Source organism: Geothrix oryzae (assembly GCF_030295385.1).
Classification (GTDB): Bacteria; Acidobacteriota; Holophagae; order Holophagales; family Holophagaceae; genus Geothrix; species Geothrix oryzae.
Window position 1 is genome coordinate 1,102,550 of sequence record NZ_AP027079.1, and the last position, 16,373, is coordinate 1,118,922.

A 16,373-nucleotide genomic window follows, 5' to 3' on the forward strand; every position below is an offset into this window, starting at 1 on the left:
GGCATTTCCTACTTAGGAGTCACTCATGAAGAAGTTGTTTGTTTCGCTCGCGGTCGCGGCCTTCGCCGTCACGGCCTTCACTCAGGACAAGCCCAAGGAGGCGGCCGCCCCCAAGGCCTGCAAGGAGTGCTGCAAGGCCGATAAGACGACCTGCAAGGGGGATAAGGCGTGCGAGAAAAAGGCCGACTGCAAGAAGGCCGACTGCCCCAAGGCCAAGAAGGCCTAACTGCCGCTACTCCAGATAAAAGCCCCGCGATCGCGGGGCTTTTATCTTTTACACGACAAGATAGTCATTTTTAATTACTACCAAGGGGTTGACTATGCTCCTGGGAGGGTGGATGCTTCCTGTCGAAACCCTCCGGAATCCCTCCGGAGGAGGTTGATAAGACAGGAGAACCCATGGGCATGGGCCTTCTCTTCGACGCTACGCGCTGCATCGGATGCGGCGCCTGCAGCTCCGCGTGCAAGGAGCAGAACAAGCTACCGGGCAAGGTAGAGGAGGTGTTGACGGCCTATACCTGGACCACGGTCCAGGAAAAGGAAGGCCTCAATGTCCGCCGCATGTGCATGCACTGCGAGGTGCCGACCTGCGCCTCCGTCTGCCCCGTCGCCGCCCTGAAGAAAACGCCCGAGGGGCCGGTGGTCTACGATGCCGAGCGCTGCATGGGCTGCCGCTACTGCATGATGGCCTGCCCCTTCGAAATTCCGAAGTACCAGTGGGACCGGCCGGTGCCCGTGGTGGGGAAGTGCATCCTGTGCGCGGGGCGCCTGAAGGAGGGCAAACCCACGGCCTGCGCCGAGGCCTGCCCGGCGGAGGCCACCATCTTCGGCAAGAAGGAGGACCTGATCTGGGAGGCCCGGACGCGCATCCGGCAGAAGCCGGGCGCCTATGTGGACCATATCTACGGGCTCACGGAAGCGGGCGGCACCTCGGTGATGATGATTTCCAGCGCCCCCTTCGACAAGCTGGGCCTCAAGTCGAACCTGCCCGCCGATCCTCCGGCCATGCGCACCTGGCAGGTGCTCTCCAACATCCCCGATTTCGTGGGCGTATGGGGCGTCTTCCTCTACGGAGTCCACTGGATCACGGCCCGCCGCGTGGATGTGGCCAAGGCGGAATCCAACGGCAACGGACACAACCACGGTCGGGAGGACCGGTCATGAACACCCTCGCCACGCTCGCCCCCCGTCGGTTCCGTCCCGGTTTCTGGACGGCCGTCTTCGTCGTGCTCTTCCTGGCCTTCTGCGCCGTCACCGTGATCCGCTTCAGCAAGGGGCTTGGTGCCGTCACGCACCTGAGCGACCAGTTCCCCTGGGGCCTCTGGATCGGCTTCGACCTGCTCTGCGGCGTGGGCCTCGCCGCCGGCGCCTTCACCCTGACCGCCGTGGTCCACCTCTTCAACCTCAAGCGCTTCGAACCCATCGTGCGGCCGACCATCCTGACGGGCTTCCTCGGCTACGCCTTCGTGATCGTGGCCCTGCTGCTGGACCTCGGCCAGCCCTGGCGCATCTGGCATGCCATCGTCTATTGGAACCCCCACTCCGTCATGTTCGAAGTGGCCTGGTGCGTGATGCTCTACACCACCGTGCTGGCCGTGGAGTTCTCCCCGGCGGTCTTCGAGCGATTCGGCTTCCATGCCCCGGCGCGGATCATCCACCGGCTCATCACCCCGCTCGTCATCATCGGCGTGATCCTCTCGACCCTGCACCAGTCCTCGCTGGGATCGCTCTACCTCATCGTGCCCAGCAAGCTCCATCCGCTCTGGTACTCCCCCATGCTGCCCCTCCACTTCTACATCTCCGCCATCGGCGCGGGCATCGGCATGGTGATCCTGGAGTCCTACCTCAGCGGCCGGGCCTTCCATCGCCACCTGGAGATGGACCTGCTGGAGCCCCTGGCCCGCGGCATGGTCGTGGCCCTGGGCATCTACGGCCTCATGCGCCTGCAGGCCATTCGCCGCAATCACGCCTTCGGCAGCATCCTGGACTTCGGCTACGAGGGCCAGATGTTCCTGCTCGAGTTCACCCTGGGCGTGATCCTGCCGGTGATCCTGATGTCCTTCCGTCGTCTGCGCACCAACCCGAACTGGCTGGTGGGCGGGGCTTTCCTGGCGGTGCTGGGCTTCGTCATGAACCGCCTGAATGTCAGCATCACGGGCATGGAAGCGGCTTCGGGCACGCGCTACCTGCCCTCGGGCATGGAGATCATCGTCTCGCTGGGCCTGGTGGCCACGGGCATGGCGGTGTTCGCCTTCGCGGTGCGCAACTTCTCCATCTTCCCCGATGGTCCCGTGACCGATGACCATCGGTCGGAAGAGGGGGCCTGAGCCATGCGAACCCGCATCGGCACCCGTCTGATCCTCGGCGCCGGCCTGTCGACGGCGCTGGTGATCGGCGGCATGGCGGTGGTCATCCTGCGGTCGCATACGGCCCAGCTCCTGGCCGAACGAACCCGCAGCGCCGACCAGCTGAGCGAAACGATCAAGAGCGCCACCCACTTCGACATGCTCGAGAACCGCCGGGACAACCTGCACCGGCAGATCCGCTCTGTGGGCGAGCTCCAGGAGGAGGGCATCCGCAAGGTCCGCGTCTTCAACAAGGAGGGGCGGATCATGTTCTCCTCGGCCAACGAGGAGATCGGCACCAGCCTCGATATCCGGGGCGAGGCCTGCTACGCCTGCCACGCGGAAGGACGGCCGCTGGAGCGCCTGGAAATCCAGGCCCGCGCCCGGACCTTCCGCGCCCCGGACGGAACGCGCGTCCTGGGCCTCATCAACCCCATCCCCAACGAACCGACCTGTTCGACGGCGGACTGCCACGCCCACAGCGCCAAGCAGAGCCTGCTGGGCGTGCTGGATGTGAATGTGTCGCTGGCGGAGGTGGACCGGGAGATCGCCCACAGCCGGACGGTGATCGCCGCTTCGGCCATCCTCGCCATGCTCGTGGGCAGCTTCATCCTCTGGTGGATGAACCGCCGGCTGGTGGTGGAGCCCGTGGCGGCACTGGTGGCGGGCACGCGACGGGTGGGCGAAGGGGACCTTACGACCACCATCCCGGTGAGCGGCCGCCATGAACTGGGCGAGCTGGCCGGGGCCTTCAACACCATGACCCAACGGCTGGCCGAGACCCAGGGGCAGCTGGCGCAGGCCGACAAGCTCGCTTCCGTGGGCCGGCTGGCCGCGGGCGTCGCCCATGAGATCAACAACCCGCTGACCGGCGTTCTCAGCTATGCCTCCCTGCTGCGGAAGCGGATGGAAGGCGACGCCTCCGCCTGCGAGGATCTCGATGTGATCGTCCGGGAGACGGTGCGCTGCCGGGGGATCATCCGGGGACTCCTGGATTTCGCCCGCCCCACGGCTCCGGCGCGGAAGCCCATGGACCTCAATGAAGTGGTGCGGCGGTCGGTGTCCGTCGTGATGACGCAGCTGTCGCTGAACCAAGTGGACCTGTCGCTGGACCTGGCGGCGGAACTGCCCCTGGCCTTCGCCGATGCCAACCAGATCCAGCAGGTGGCCGTGAACCTGCTGCTCAACGCAGGGGATGCCATCGGCACCGAGGGCGGGATCATCCGGGCCAGCACGCGGCCGGGGCCCGATGGCTCCATTGAGCTCGTCATCAAGGACAGCGGCCGCGGCATTGCCGCGGAAGACCTGCCCCGCATCTTCGAGCCCTTCTACACCACCAAGGGCAACCATGGCACGGGGCTGGGGCTCGCGGTCAGCTGGGGCATCGTCGAGGCCCACGGCGGCGCCCTCGAGGTGCAGAGCGAGCCCGGCCAGGGCACCCAATTCACCCTTCGCATTCCCACGGCAGCCGGATCCAAGGACTCTCCGGACGGCAGCCAGCCCCCCATTCCCACCACCACCTAGGAGGTCCCCATGACCGCCCTTTTGATCATCATCATGTTCGTTGCCTTCGTGGGCATCGACTTCCTGGTGCGTACGAGCCTCCGCCGCATGCACGAGAAACGGGAGCGCCAGGCCCGCGAAGCGGTCCTGAACACCTCGATCCGCCTGGACTTCACCCACGAGGCCAAGAGCCTCAAGCGCGTGGAGGTGCCCAATCCCAAGGCCCGGATCATCGCCGTGGACGACGAGGCGGTGGTGCTCGACTCCTTCCGCCGCATCCTGGTCCTGGAGGGCTACAGCGTCGACACCGTGGAGCATGGGCCGGAGGCCCTGGGCCTGATCCAGCGGAACGACTACGACTTCCTCTTCACCGACCTCAAGATGCCGGACATGGACGGCGTGGATGTGGTGAAGGCGGCGAAGCACCTGCGCCCCGATGTGGATGTGGTCGTCATCACCGGCTACGGCAGCATCGAGACCGCGGTCCAGACGCTCCAGCAGGGCGCCTGCGAGTATGTGCAGAAGCCCTTCACCGCCGACGAACTGGCGGAGTTCGCCAAGAAGCTGCTCATCAAGCGCAACGCGCGCATCGAAGCCCAGCGCCGTCCCAATGTGCGGGTGGTCGCGCCCGAAATGGCCGAGGTGGTGTCCGCCAGCGAATTCTGCGTGCCTGGCGGCGCCTTCCTGTCGACAGGTCATGCGTGGGTGCGGATCGAGCCTGAAGGCCAGATCCGCGTGGGCATCGATGATTTCGTGCGCAAGGCCCTGGGTGCCGTGAAGACGGTGGTGCTCCCCGAGCGGGGCAAGGTCGTGAAGCAGGGCGATCCCCTGTTCACGCTGAAAGGGGCCACGGGCGAAGTCCATGTGGCCGCGCCCCTCAGCGGCCGCATTGAGCATGACAACGCGGGCCTGCTCACGGATCCGGGCGAGCTCATGCACAGCCCCTACGACCGGGGCTGGGTCTGCCTGATGACGCCCTCCGACCTGGCCGGGGAACTCCCCGCCCTGAAGATCGGCCAGCCCGTCATCGACTGGTACCAGGATGAGATCACCCGCCTGCGGACCTCCGACAAGCCCCAGGCCGTCGGCACGGACGCACTGGACTGGAAGGCCTTCGAGCAGCAGTTCATGGGCGCGGACGCCCGCGTCCAGGCCTAGCTGAACGGAAACCGACGAGGGCCCCGGAAGCTTCGGCTTCCGGGGCCCTCATCCTCTGCGGCCTTCGGGCCGATCGCTAAACGCGGGTGATCGCGGGGCGTAGGCCTCGTCTGATTGACCATTCTGCGGAGAGGAAGATGGGCGTGGCGTTTCGTTCGATGGTCCTTGCGGCGCTGGGGAGCCTTCCGATCCCGCTTCCAGCCGGCCCTGTCGAGGAGCCTCTACCCCTCGTGCGCCTTCAGCACCTCGTTCCCGAAGCGGAACGCACCCAGGTCCTGGTGCTCGGGACCTTCCACCTCCGGGAGGTCCAGGCCCGGTTCCAGCCCGCCATGGTGGAGTCGCTCCTCCAGCGCCTGGAGGCGTTCAGGCCTGATGTGGTGGCCGTGGAGGCGCTCCCCGGGCCCCACATCCACGAGCTGGAGCTGCGATCCAAAGCCACCCCCATCCACGAGGTGCTGCTCGACCAGTTCGCCGAGGCGTCTCTGGCGCTGGGCCACGAGGCCCAGGCGCTTCTCCGCTTGGACATGGTGCAGGCCTCCCGGGCCCTCGTCGCGCAGAAGGGCGTGCCCTCGGAGCCTGCGGCCCTCGCGACTCTGACCCTCCAGCATCTGGCCGCCTACGAATGGCCCAGCGCGCTGCTCGCCTGGTCGCGGATCCCCGAGGGAAGCCCTGCGCGGGACCGGATACCCGCAGCCCTGGCGGCCAAGCTGGATGCCTACCTCGCCCGCGTCAACGAGATCCAGGCGGTGGCGATCCCCCTGGCCCGGAAGCTCGGCCACGCGCGGATCGCCTGCGTGGACGAGTTCGAGGCCCCGGAACCGTTGGAACAGGTCATGGCGGCCCTCGCCGTCTCCCGCAAGGAGGCGCCCCTGCTGGCCGGGACTGCGAAGGCGCCGGTCCACCGGGAGAGCCAGGAGCGCCGGGATGCGGCCGTGGCGGCGGGCGACCTGCTGCCCTACCTCCGCCACCTGAACTCGCCGGCCTATGCGGTGGCGGATGTGGACGCCCAGTGGGCCGTGTACCTGCGGACGCACCTGAAGGACGGCTCGGACCGGGGGCGTCTCGCCCTGTGGGAGAACCGGAACCTGAAGATCGCCGGGCGGATCCGGGCCCTCTCGGCCCTGTACCCGGGGAAGCGGATCGTGGTGATCTACGGCGCGGCCCACAAGCCGTTCCTGGATGCCTTCCTGGGCCTCTGCAGCGACCTGCGGATCGTCCAACCCGAGGCAGTGCTGAAGGAGGCCCGCTGATATCCGCCGAGAGGCCCCCGGCCTTCAGCCCTTGGCGTTGGCCGCCATGCCTTCGCCGGCGTGATAGCTGGACCGCACCAGGGGGGCGGATTCCACGCGCTGGAAGCCCATTTCCAGACCCTTCTGGCGGAACAGGTCGAACTCGGCCGGTTCCACGAAGCGGTGCAGGGGCAGGTGCAGGTCGGAGGGGGGCAGATACTGGCCGATGGTGGCGATGTCCACGCGGGAGGCACGCCAGTCGGCCATGAGGGCGAGCACCTGCTCCGGCGTCTCCCCCAGACCCACCATGATGCCGCTCTTCACCCGCATGGCCGGAGCATGGGCGTCCCGCCAGTCCGCCGTGCGGCGCAAGACCTCCAGGCTCTGGAGGTAGTCAGCATCCGGCCGCACCCGGCGGTAGAGATGGGGCACGGTCTCCACATTGTGGTTGAGCACCTCGGGCCGGGCCTCCAGCACGGTGAGGAGGTCGGCCTCGCGGCCCCGGAAGTCGGGGATGAGCACCTCCACGCCGCAATGGGGCGAGAGGGTGCGGATCCAGCGGATGGTTTCGGCGAAGTGGGCGGCGCCGCCGTCGGGCAGGTCGTCCCGGTTCACGGAGGTGACCACGGCGAACTTCAGGCCCAGGCGCGCCACGGCCTCGGCCACGCGCTGGGGTTCACCCGGGTCCAGCTCTCCGGGGCGGCCCTTGCCCACATTGCAGAAACCGCAATGGCGGGTGCAGATGTCGCCCATGAGCATGAAGGTGGCCGTGCGGTGGATGCCCCAGCACTCGTGCAGGTTCGGGCAGCGGGCCTCTTCGCAGACGGTCACCAGCCGTTGCTCCCGGATCAGGCCCTCGACCTCCGCCACCACCTCCGGGGCCGGGACGCGGATCTTGAGCCAGTCGGGGCGGGGGCCAGGGAGGACGGGGGGGCGGGCCATAGCCCTTCATTGTGAGGGGAATGGCCACGGATAGACACGGATGGACGCTGACAGGGAGAGTGGCGTGTTCTTTATCTTTATCTTAATCAATATTTATATATGTTGACCTACGGCTAATTCCTTCGTTTTCTTCCGCTAGAATAAGCCCATGTCCGACACCCCCCAGGAACTCCCCGAATCCGTGGCTGAAGTCCTGCCCGCCCCGGAGGCCCCTCGAACCTTCGAGCCCCCCAAGGGGTTTGAAACGAAGTTCCGGGGTCTGGCGCTCCACCTGTCGGCTTTCGATGGCCCCCTGGACCTGCTGCTGCACCTCATCCACGAGCAGAAGCTGGACATCCTGAACCTGCCGATGGCCGATGTCACGCGGCAGTACATGGACTACCTGAAGCTCATGGAGGAGCTGAACCTGGAGATCGCGGCGGAATTCGTGGCCATGGCCGCGCAGCTGCTGCAGATCAAATCGCGGCTCATGCTGCCCCGCTCGCCGCAGGAGACCGGCGAGGAGGATCCCCGCGAGACCCTGGTGCAGCGGCTGCTGGACTACCAGCAGGTGAAGGCAGCCGCCCTGGTGCTGTCGGATCGCGAGTCCGACTGGCAGAAGATCGCCTTCGCGCCCGGCCTGGATCTCGACGACCACAAGCGCGTGGAGGACGAGCCCATCCGCGCCACGCTCTTCGACCTTCTGGGCGCCTACCGCGAGGCCCTGAAGCGCCTGCTGCCGCCGCCGCCCGTGGAAGTCCGGACCCAGCCGAAGACGCTGGAGCAGCGGGTGATGGAAGTGCTCGGCAGCCTCCAGGACGGCCTGTGGAAACCCTTCGAGGGGCTGCTGGGCCAGGTCCGCACCCGCGAGGAGCTGGTGCTCACCTTCCTGGCGCTGCTGGAGCTGGTGCGGACCGGCCGCATCGCCCTGGTTCAGGGCGAGACCTTCGGCGAGATCCGGGTCAAGGCCGCCGAGGCCGCGTGACGGACGCGCCGGGCTCCCTGTCTTCCAGCTACCGTCTGGCCCGCCTGGCGGGGTTCGGGATGTGCGTGGGAACCCCGGTCCTGATCGGCGCCCTGGTCCTGTCGGGCCTGGTCCCGGCCGGGGAGAACCGTCCCGAGGGATCGTTGCTCCAAATCGGCCACGCCTTCACGGGTCTGGTCTTCCTGTCGGCGGCATGGGTGCTCTGGCGCCGGGGCGTGGTGCTGGGGGCGTTCCACCGGGTTCCCGAGTCCCAGCGGCCCCGGGTGCTGCTGCGGGAATCGCTGCTGTATTCGGCCTTGTTCGAACTGAGCAGCTTCTACGGGCTGGTCTACTGGCTGTTGGTGGGGCGGTACGCCCTCCGCCATGTGCTGGGCTTCATCCTGCTGGCGCCGCTCCTGTTTCTGGCCTTCGTCCCCCGGCTCGATCGCTGGGTGAGGGCCTCCAGCGCGGGCCCCGGAGAGGCGACATGACCTTCCGGGGAGTATCCTGGATGAGGATGTCCGTGATCCGGAGGGGCCCCCATGCATGACCCTGAGCGGCCGGAACCGAACGGCCCCGAAGCTTCTCCCGGCGATACGGTGCGCCTGCCCGCAGGCGCGCCCTCCCTGGATCCCCGTGCGACCCAGAAACTGCCCCTCAAAGCCTTGGTGGAGGCCGCGGAGGCGATGAAGGTGACCCCCCCCAGCCCGGATGAGGCCCCGGATCAGACGCAGAGGCTCATCCTTCCGACGGCCGGTGATCCGCCGATCCGCACTCAGAAGCTGGCTCTTCCCGCCGGAGCGGCCGGGCAGACCGAGTTGCCGCCGCCTCCATCTCACAAGCCCGAGCCCAGGGGATGGAAGGGCCCTCTCGCCCTGGGGGCGCTGGCGCTGCTGGGTGCTGCGATCTATTTCCTGTTCTCCCGGGGAACGACGGTGCCCTCGCCGGCAGCCCCCGCATCGCCGGTGGCCGAAGTCGACCCGCCCGGTGCCCAGGCCTATCTGGAGCAGGCCAAGGCCGGGGATGCGAACGCCATGCGGATGCTCGGGGTCATGTACTACTACGGGTTGAATGTCCCGCAGGACCGCGAAAAGGGCCTTGGCTGGTACCGCAAGGCCGCGGAGAAGGGCAGCGAGGCGGCCCGGGCCGAACTGGCCAAGCTGGACGCCCCCGCGAAATAGGCGCGGCATCGGCGGAAAATCGGTCAGCCGGCGCGGCTCCGCCAGGCCAGAACCTTGCCGGCGGCCGATCGGCCGACGGCTTCCACCAGGGCGGCCTCCTCCGCCTCGCGCACCTGGGCGGCGCTGCCGAAGGCCTGGAGCAATTTCTTCGCCATGGCGGGACCGATGCCGGGGATCTGCGTCAGCTCGGTCTGGAGGGTGCGCTTCGCCCTCAGGGCCCGGTGGTAGGTGATGGCGAAGCGATGGGCCTCGTCGCGGATGCGCTGGAGCAGCTGCAGCACCGGCGAGGATTTCGGAATCTTCAGCGGCGTGCTGGAGCCGGGGCGGAACACCAGCTCCTCCTTTTTCGCCAGGCTCCCCAACTCCAGCTGCTCGATGCCCAGATCCTTCAGGGCCGCTTCCGCCGCGTGGAGCTGGCCGAGACCGCCGTCGATGAGGACCAGGTCCGGGAACTCCTGACCCTCGTCCCGCATGCGCTGGTAGCGGCGCGTCACGGCCTCGTGCATGTTGGCGAAGTCGTCGTTCTGCTCGTTGGTCATCTTGAAACGGCGGTAGCGGGCCTTGTCGGGCACGCCGTCGCTGAACACCACGCAGCTGGCCACCACCTCGCGGCCCTGGCCGTGGCTGATGTCGAAGCATTCCAGGCGCCGGGGCAGGTGGGCCAGGCCCAGGAAGGCCTGCAGGCCCTCCAGCACGGCCTCGTTGAGCCGCGCCGGCTCGAACTTGCGCTCCAGAGCCAGGCGGGCGTTCTCCTGGGCCATGGCCAGCAGATCCACCTTCTCCCCCTTCTGGGGGATCTGGATGCGGACCTTCGTGCCGCGCAGGTCCGACAGCCAGCTGCGCAGGAGGTCGCCATCCTCCGGCTCGACCTCCGCGAGGACCTTCGCGGGGGCGGGATCGGCGCTGTAGACGCGCTGGAGCACCTGGGCCAGCACGGCGCCGTCGAAGCTCTCGACATCATCCAGCAGGTACTCCTGCCGCCCCACCATGCGGCCCTCCCGGAGCAGGAGGCGGTGGACGCAGGCCCGCCCATCCAGCACCGCGCTGCCGTACACATCGGTGTCGTCGAGGTCGGCGCTGGCGGCCTTCTGCCGGGTGAACCAGGCGTCCACCTGCTGGAGGGCGTCCCGGTGCTGGGCCGCCTGCTCGAAGGCGGCGGCCTCGGCGGCCTTCCACATGGCGGCCTCCAGCCGCGCCTTCAGCTCATCGCGTTTGCCCTCCAGGAAGAGCCGCGCCTCCTTCGCCTGTTCGCGGTAGGCCTCCTGGCCCACGGCCGCGATGCAGGGGGCCGTGCAGCGGTGCAGCTGGTACTTCATGCAGGCCCGGCCGCGCTTGCCGTCGATGTCGATGTCGCAGTCTCGGATCTGGAAGAAGCGGTAGACCAGTTCGGCCGTGCGGTAGGCGGTGCTGGCGGGGAAGAAGGGCCCGAAGTAGAGGCTGCCGTCCTTGCGGATCTTCCGCGTGACGAAGACCTTCGGGAAGGCTTCCTTCCACGTGAGCTTCACATAGGGGTAGCTCTTGTCGTCCCGCAGCAGGATATTGAAGGGCGGCAGGTGCTCCTTGATGAGGTTGTTCTCGAGGACCAGGGCCTCGAGTTCCGTCTCGCAGACGATGAGCTCCACATCCCAGATGCGGGCCACCAGGCGGCGGGTCTTGGCGTCCAACCGCTTCTGCTGGAAGTAGGACTTCACCCGGTTTCGCAGCACCTTGGCCTTGCCCACATAGAGCAGGTTGCCGCCCTCGTCCCGGTAGAGGTAGCAGCCCGGACGCAGGGGCAGGTCCGATAGCTTGCGCTTCAGGGTGGGGGATTTCTCGAGGTTGGTTCGGACGGCGGCCACGGGCGGCTCAGTGGGTCCGCGTGAGGCTGATGACCAGGGCCACGGGCAGCAGCAACAGGGCGAGGATGATCCAGCTGAGGTCATGGGCGAAATTGAGCGTCCAGCCCAGGCCGAGCCGCTTGGGCACCCAGAGGGCGGGATCCTCCGGGTTCACATAGAAGAGCCCCCAGCGGTAGTGCTCACTGCGCTTATCATCTCGCAGGGTCTGCTTCATCTGCCGTGCCATCAGCAGGATGCCGAGGAGGGCCAGGGCCAGGAAGCCGCCGATCATCCAGACGATCACGCCCTGGCCGTGGCGCGGGATGAAGAGGCCACCCGCCATCATCCCCAGCAAACCCAGCGTGATCAGGCCCCGCAACGGTGCCATGGCTGAGCTCTTGCGGCCATCCGGATCCTGGTCCGATCCCACGAAGGCCCGGCCCGTGAGCCAGAGTACGGCCCAAATCGCCGCGGGTAGGCCGAAAGCCAGCCAGGGATAGCCCGCCTGGGAAGTCCAGCCATTGGCGATGCCACGGGCATTGAAGTGGGTGGGAATGGGATCAGGTAGGCCGTGCATGAGCCCGGGAAGGGCGAGGGCGAGGGCCAGGGCGCCCACCAGGGGGAGCAGGTCCCAGGGGGAGAACCAGGCCACTTGAGGGGGATCCACTTGTTCCATGGCCCCAATCTACCGCCGGGTTTGCCACACTGGAACCATGCTGAACCTCGAAACCTTCCCCGTGGGCCCCCTGGGTTGCAACTGTTCGCTGCTGTGGGATCCGGCCACGGGCCGGGGCGTGGTGATCGATCCCGGCGGAGACGGCGCGAAGATCCGCAAGCGGGTGGAGGCCCTCGGCTTCCAAGTCACGGCCCTGCTGCACACCCACGCGCATTTCGATCATGTGGGCGCCACCCGGGAGCTGCAGGACTTCTGGCAGTGTCCGGCCCACCTGCACGGCGATGACACCTTCCTGATCGAGGCGCTGCCCCAGCAGACGGGGATGTTCGGGATGCCGGCGATCCCCCAGCCCGAGATGACGGCCCTGAACCCGGGGGACCGGCACCTGGATCTTGCCACCCTGCACACGCCGGGCCACACGCCGGGTTCCTGCTGCTTCCATGGCGCCTTTACCAAGGGGCAGGTGCTCCTGGCGGGGGATACGCTCTTCCGGGGCGGCGTGGGCCGGACGGACCTCTGGGGGGGCAACTGGGAGGCGCTGGAGCAGAGCATCCGCCGGGAACTCTATGTTCTCGACGGCGCCACGCTGGTCATTCCCGGTCATGGCCTTCCGACCACCATCGGCGCGGAGGCGGCCAGCAATCCATTCGTGAAGGCCTAGACAGGCCCAGACAGGCGTAGACTGGGGCCATCTTTCCCCGGAGGTCCTCAATGGACGCCCTGCTTACGACCTTCGGCTGCTTCGGCCCGGCCGCCATCTTCGTGCTGATCTACCTGCTCTCCTGCCTCAAGGTGGTGAACGAGTACGAGCGGCTGGTGATCTTCACCCTGGGCAAGGTGCAGGAGAAGCCCAAGGGACCGGGCCTCTGCTTCGTGTGGCGCCCCTTCCAGACCGCCGTCACCGTGAGCTTGCGCACGGTGGTGATGGATGTGCCCAGCCAGGACATCATCACCCGCGACAATGTGAGCCTGAAGGTGAGCGCCGTCGTCTACTTCAAGGTGCTGGATCCCAAAGCCGCCATCATCGGCGTGGAGAACTACTACTACGCCACCAGCCAGATGGCCCAGACCACGCTACGGAGCATCCTCGGCGAGGTCACCCTGGACGAGCTGCTGGCGGACCGCGAGAAGCTCAGCCAGCGCCTGCGCGAGATCATCGACCGCTCCACCGAGCCCTGGGGCATCGAGGTCACCAGCGTGGAACTCAAGAGCGTGGACCTGCCCGAGCAGATCCAGCGCGCCATGGGCAAGCAGGCCGAAGCCGAACGGGAGAAGCGGGCGAAGATCATCGCCGCCGAGGGCGAGCTGATGGCCAGCCAGCAGCTGCTGGAAGCCGCCAACAAGATCAGCGAGAACCCCACGGCCATCCAGATGCGCTACCTGCAGACCCTCGCCGAGATCGCCACGGAGAAGAACAGCACCATCGTCTTCCCGCTGCCCATCGAGTTCATGCGGGCTTTCGAGAAGCTCAGCGGGAAGTAGGACCTCTCCAACCCCGCCAAATCGCGGCCTCCGCCTTCGCCAGGGTGGAGGCCGCGCTGCTCCGGCCGGCGTAGGCTTCGGCTTCCACGGCGTCGGCCAGCTTGGTGAGCGGCGTCTTTCGCTCGGGGCGCAGGGCCGCCAGGCGGCCCAGCCAGACCCTGGCCGTCTCGCCGGCCATCGGCGGGGCGACTCGGCGGGTCCGGGCCAGCAGGGGGTGCAGGGCGCGGATGCGGCCGGGCCCGGGCGGCCGGGGCCGCCACAGGCCCCGCGTGCGCCACGCCGTCCAGGCCAGGGCGAGCAGCCCCACGCCCCAGGATAGCGCTGCCGGGGGCGCCTTCCAGCGCCATTCCCAGCCCTCGACGCGGCTCTGGATCCAGGAGAACCCCGCCTGCTGGTCCTGGTCGGAAAATCGGACGATGTACCGGTCCCAGTGATAGGTCAGCGCGTCGAACCAGCGGGAGAGCGTCGAGAGGGCTTGGCCGCCGGAGGTGGATCCCACCGCCGCCGGAGTGGGATCCGCGCGGTGCCACCGGCCCTGGTCCCAGTACTCCACCCAGCTGTGGGCCTGGTCCTGGCTTACGCGGAAGTAGCCCCCTTCGGGAATCCAGGGGCCCAGCCGGTAGCCGTTCACCACGCGGGCAGGCACGCCGCGGGCCCGCAGCATCTGGGCCATGGCCGAGGCGAAGTACTCGCAGTGCCCCGCCTGGGTGCGCTCCAGGAAATCCTCCAGAGGACGGGCGGCTTTGCCGGAGGGATTGTCGAGGGTGTAGCGGAAACCGCGCAGGGCCCGCTCCAGCACCCGGGCCAGCTCCGGCGCGGGGAGGATCCCCGGGGCCAGGCGCAGGCTCCAGCGGCGGACCACATCCTGCCCGGGACCGAGTTCGACGAGGTGCTCGAGCCTTCGGAGGGACAGCTGCGGTTCCGAAGGCTCCGCCGTTGCAGGGTTCCAGGCCACCTCCATCGGCATGGGACGAACCCGGGGGAACCGCCAGCGGAGGCTGCCGCCTTCGGCGCGCCGCAACGGCAGCCCTGCGGGCGACAAACCAGACAGGCCGTAGGGCAGGGCCAGGATGCCGTGGGTGCTGGGGGTGAACAGGAATTCCGCCTGCAGGGCGCCGGGGCCGCGGCGGGGGACGAAGAAGGCATCGCTCGGGGTGAGCTTGGAGGGGGTCCAGTGGTCCCCCTCGAGGGACTCCAGCGCCACCCCGTGCAGAAGCTCCAATCCCTGCAGCCGAGATGGATCCGTGCCGGGGGGCGGGGCGATGCGCAGGACGACTTCGGGATTGGGGGCGATGGGCCCGCCGCCGGCGAGGTCGAGCTGATCGCTGAGCCCGGCCTGGGCCAGGGCGGCCGTGGAGCCGAGGAAGGGGGGGCGGAATCCGGTATTCAGGCGGGGGAGCGACAGGAAGAAGCCTGCTCCCAGCAGCAGAGCGCCCGCGAGCCAGAGGGGGACCAGGCCGTAGGGTGGGCGCGAGAAGGCGCCTCGTCGGAGGCTGGAGGAGACTTCCCAGCTCTGCTGAAGCAGGGCGAGCGCCGCGGCGCCGAACCAGGCCAGGGCCCAGGCCAGAAACGACAGGCTGGTCGTGCTGACCGCCGCCGTCAGGAGGAGCAGGAACCCCATGAGCACCAGCTGGCGCCGGTGGGAGATCTCCCGGGGCAGGGCGAGCCGCAGGCCGGCCAGCAGGAAGAGGGTGTGGATGGCGACGGGGAAGACGCCGCGGCCCCGCGCGAGATCGGCCAGGAAGAAGACCAGGGCGCCCACTTCCAGCCAGCGCTGGTGCCGCCGGAGGTTCCAGCGGAGCAGCTCCACCAGCGCTGCCGCGATCAGGGGCAGCGCCATGCCCACCAGCTCGCCCAGATCATAGAGGCCTGTGGAAGCGGCGGCCCCCAGGGCCACCCACAGGGGCAGGTGGTCGATCCAGCGCGCCCCCCTCACGGCCAGACCCAGCTCCCAAGGACCGCAGGATGGCTGGCCCCGGTCACTTCCGGGAGGTTGCCGGGCACGCCCAGCGCGCTGGCGGCGCCCAGCAGGGCCCAGCTCACGGCCTCCCGCGCCCCGGAGGGGAAGGTCAGGTCATCTTCGAGCGGCAGCGGCAGGCGGGCGGCCAGTTCCGCTCGCAAACGCCGGTGCCGGGCCCCGCCGCCGCTCACCAGACCCCGCAAGGCGGGAGCCTGCGACCCCAGCCGGGCGAGCTCCTGGGCGACGGCCTGAGCTGTGAAGGCCGCCAGGGTGGCCAGGCGGTCGGCCAGGGGCAGGGCCTCCAGGGTTGCGGATTCCGCCTCCAGCCAAGCCTCTCCGAAGACCTCCCGGCCGGTGGATTTGGGCAGGGCCTGCTGGAAGTAGGGATGCTGCAGCCACCGCGCCAGCAGGTCGGCGTGAACTCCGCCGGAGGCCGCGGCGCCCTCGGGATCAAAGGGCCGGCCCAGCCAACGACGGGCCGCGAGGTCCAGCAGCGACATGCCCGGGCCTGTGTCCCAGGCCTGGAGGCGCCGGCCGTCCCAGGCGGCGACATTGGCGATGCCGCCCAGGTTCAGGGCCAGCCAGGGCCCGGCCCCGCGCAGCCAGCGCTCCGGCAGGGGGACGAGGGGGGCTCCCTGCCCGCCCAGGGCCAGGTCGCGGCGGCGCAGGTCCCACACCACGGGACATCCCAGGGCCTCGGCCAGCACATAGGGATCCGCCAGCTGGAGGCTCGCGCCCTCGGCAGGGTGATGCTGGACGGTCTGGCCATGGAGGCTCGCCAGGTCCGGCGAGAGGCCGAGGTCTGCGCAGAGGTCCGCGGCGGCGCGGGCATGGTGGTCACCCAAGCGGCGCTGGAGGATGCAGAGTCCGGCGGGGTCCAGGCGGTTCGAGGCGGCCTCGAGCACCTGGTTTTTCAGCGATTCCGGGTACGGCATCGCGTGGTGGCCCAGCAGGCGCAGGAAGGGATGTCCCTCCGGGAAGGCCGTCGGCTCCACCTCCACCAGAACGGCGTCCACACCGTCGGCGCTGGTGCCGGACATGAGGCCCAGCACGCGCCAGGGGCGGTCCTCCGGGAGCGGGATGCGGGAACGCATGAGGGTGATCATGCCAGCAAGTCGGGGTGCCGGATTCCGGATA

The 16,373-nt window shown here is 68.5% G+C and carries 16 protein-coding genes; 11 read left to right on the plus strand and 5 right to left on the minus strand.

The features are described 5' to 3' along the window. Positions 1-25: 25 nt before the first annotated feature. The 6 genes from QUD34_RS05040 to QUD34_RS05065 all read left to right on the plus strand — a co-directional run bounded on the left by QUD34_RS05040 (position 26) and on the right by QUD34_RS05065 (position 6,256). Entirely contained in the window at positions 26-226 is a 201-nt protein-coding gene (locus QUD34_RS05040; protein WP_286355511.1) for a hypothetical protein, read from the plus strand. A gap of 173 nt (positions 227-399) precedes the next feature. Beyond that, a complete protein-coding gene (locus tag QUD34_RS05045) occupies positions 400-1,164 on the plus strand; it encodes a 4Fe-4S dicluster domain-containing protein (protein ID WP_286355512.1) in 765 nt (254 codons plus the stop codon). Beyond that, entirely contained in the window at positions 1,161-2,327 is a 1,167-nt protein-coding gene (gene nrfD / locus QUD34_RS05050; protein ID WP_286355513.1) for an NrfD/PsrC family molybdoenzyme membrane anchor subunit, read from the plus strand. The genes QUD34_RS05045 and nrfD overlap by 4 nt, the downstream gene beginning before the upstream one ends. 3 nt (positions 2,328-2,330) lie before the next feature. Further along, complete coding sequence (locus QUD34_RS05055; protein WP_286355514.1) at positions 2,331-3,869, plus strand: sensor histidine kinase; 1,539 nt, start codon at positions 2,331-2,333, stop codon at positions 3,867-3,869. 9 nt (positions 3,870-3,878) lie between these two features. Then, a complete protein-coding gene (locus QUD34_RS05060; protein WP_286355515.1) occupies positions 3,879-5,006 on the plus strand; it encodes a response regulator in 1,128 nt (375 codons plus the stop codon). A gap of 230 nt (positions 5,007-5,236) precedes the next feature. Continuing rightward, on the plus strand, positions 5,237-6,256 hold the full coding sequence (locus QUD34_RS05065; RefSeq protein ID WP_286355516.1) for a DUF5694 domain-containing protein: 1,020 nt from the start codon (positions 5,237-5,239) through the stop codon (positions 6,254-6,256). Between the two features lie 24 nt (positions 6,257-6,280). Here QUD34_RS05065 and lipA read toward each other — a convergent pair whose 3' ends face one another. Further along, entirely contained in the window at positions 6,281-7,177 is an 897-nt protein-coding gene (lipA, locus tag QUD34_RS05070; RefSeq protein ID WP_286355517.1) for a lipoyl synthase, read from the minus strand. Between the two features lie 148 nt (positions 7,178-7,325). On the opposite strand from lipA, the gene QUD34_RS05075 reads away from it, so the two are divergent. From QUD34_RS05075 to QUD34_RS05085, 3 genes are read left to right on the plus strand one after another with little or no spacing between them, the layout of a single operon-like run. After that, a complete protein-coding gene (locus QUD34_RS05075) occupies positions 7,326-8,141 on the plus strand; it encodes a segregation and condensation protein A (RefSeq protein ID WP_286355518.1) in 816 nt (271 codons plus the stop codon). Next, positions 8,138-8,611, plus strand: a complete 474-nt coding sequence (locus tag QUD34_RS05080) for a hypothetical protein (protein ID WP_286355519.1) — start codon at positions 8,138-8,140, stop codon at positions 8,609-8,611. The genes QUD34_RS05075 and QUD34_RS05080 overlap by 4 nt, the downstream gene beginning before the upstream one ends. A gap of 51 nt (positions 8,612-8,662) precedes the next feature. Continuing rightward, on the plus strand, positions 8,663-9,301 hold the full coding sequence (locus QUD34_RS05085; protein WP_286355520.1) for a tetratricopeptide repeat protein: 639 nt from the start codon (positions 8,663-8,665) through the stop codon (positions 9,299-9,301). A 23-nt stretch (positions 9,302-9,324) separates the two neighbouring features. Here QUD34_RS05085 and uvrC read toward each other — a convergent pair whose 3' ends face one another. Beyond that, entirely contained in the window at positions 9,325-11,139 is a 1,815-nt protein-coding gene (gene uvrC / locus QUD34_RS05090) for an excinuclease ABC subunit UvrC (protein ID WP_286355521.1), read from the minus strand. A 7-nt stretch (positions 11,140-11,146) separates the two neighbouring features. Next, on the minus strand, positions 11,147-11,794 hold the full coding sequence (locus QUD34_RS05095; protein WP_286355522.1) for a DUF5808 domain-containing protein: 648 nt from the start codon (positions 11,792-11,794) through the stop codon (positions 11,147-11,149). 37 nt (positions 11,795-11,831) lie between these two features. Here QUD34_RS05095 and QUD34_RS05100 point away from each other — a divergent pair, with 37 nt between their 5' ends. Together QUD34_RS05100 and QUD34_RS05105 are read left to right on the plus strand one after the other, a co-directional pair. Further along, the gene (locus QUD34_RS05100) at positions 11,832-12,455 is read left to right on the plus strand and encodes an MBL fold metallo-hydrolase (RefSeq protein WP_286355523.1); all 624 of its coding nucleotides are present in this window, start codon (positions 11,832-11,834) and stop codon (positions 12,453-12,455) included. 50 nt (positions 12,456-12,505) lie between these two features. After that, positions 12,506-13,276 carry a slipin family protein gene (locus tag QUD34_RS05105; RefSeq protein ID WP_286355524.1) on the plus strand — a complete coding sequence of 257 codons (771 nt, stop codon included), beginning with the start codon at positions 12,506-12,508 and terminating at the stop codon, positions 13,274-13,276. Here QUD34_RS05105 and QUD34_RS05110 read toward each other — a convergent pair. Next, entirely contained in the window at positions 13,263-15,212 is a 1,950-nt protein-coding gene (locus QUD34_RS05110; RefSeq protein WP_286355525.1) for a transglutaminase TgpA family protein, read from the minus strand. The two genes, QUD34_RS05105 and QUD34_RS05110, sit on opposite strands and share 14 nt — an antisense overlap. Next, the gene (locus tag QUD34_RS05115) at positions 15,209-16,330 is read right to left on the minus strand and encodes an anhydro-N-acetylmuramic acid kinase (protein WP_286355526.1); all 1,122 of its coding nucleotides are present in this window, start codon (positions 16,328-16,330) and stop codon (positions 15,209-15,211) included. The genes QUD34_RS05110 and QUD34_RS05115 overlap by 4 nt, the downstream gene beginning before the upstream one ends. Between the last annotated feature and the right edge of the window lie 43 nt (positions 16,331-16,373).

What these genes read in the sequence shown, in the direction of transcription:
- QUD34_RS05040 (WP_286355511.1), top strand. Translation starts at nt 26, where the DNA reads ATGAAGAAGTTGTTTGTTTCGCTCGCGGTCGCGGCCTTCGCCGTCACG.
- QUD34_RS05075 (WP_286355518.1), top strand. Translation starts at nt 7,326, where the DNA reads ATGTCCGACACCCCCCAGGAACTCCCCGAATCCGTGGCTGAAGTCCTG.
- nrfD (WP_286355513.1), top strand. Translation starts at nt 1,161, where the DNA reads ATGAACACCCTCGCCACGCTCGCCCCCCGTCGGTTCCGTCCCGGTTTC.
- lipA (WP_286355517.1), bottom strand. Translation starts at nt 7,177, where the DNA reads ATGGCCCGCCCCCCCGTCCTCCCTGGCCCCCGCCCCGACTGGCTCAAG.
- QUD34_RS05085 (WP_286355520.1), top strand. Translation starts at nt 8,663, where the DNA reads ATGCATGACCCTGAGCGGCCGGAACCGAACGGCCCCGAAGCTTCTCCC.
- QUD34_RS05115 (WP_286355526.1), bottom strand. Translation starts at nt 16,330, where the DNA reads ATGCGTTCCCGCATCCCGCTCCCGGAGGACCGCCCCTGGCGCGTGCTG.
- QUD34_RS05105 (WP_286355524.1), top strand. Translation starts at nt 12,506, where the DNA reads ATGGACGCCCTGCTTACGACCTTCGGCTGCTTCGGCCCGGCCGCCATC.
- QUD34_RS05095 (WP_286355522.1), bottom strand. Translation starts at nt 11,794, where the DNA reads ATGGAACAAGTGGATCCCCCTCAAGTGGCCTGGTTCTCCCCCTGGGAC.
- QUD34_RS05100 (WP_286355523.1), top strand. Translation starts at nt 11,832, where the DNA reads ATGCTGAACCTCGAAACCTTCCCCGTGGGCCCCCTGGGTTGCAACTGT.
- QUD34_RS05055 (WP_286355514.1), top strand. Translation starts at nt 2,331, where the DNA reads ATGCGAACCCGCATCGGCACCCGTCTGATCCTCGGCGCCGGCCTGTCG.
- QUD34_RS05060 (WP_286355515.1), top strand. Translation starts at nt 3,879, where the DNA reads ATGACCGCCCTTTTGATCATCATCATGTTCGTTGCCTTCGTGGGCATC.
- QUD34_RS05045 (WP_286355512.1), top strand. Translation starts at nt 400, where the DNA reads ATGGGCATGGGCCTTCTCTTCGACGCTACGCGCTGCATCGGATGCGGC.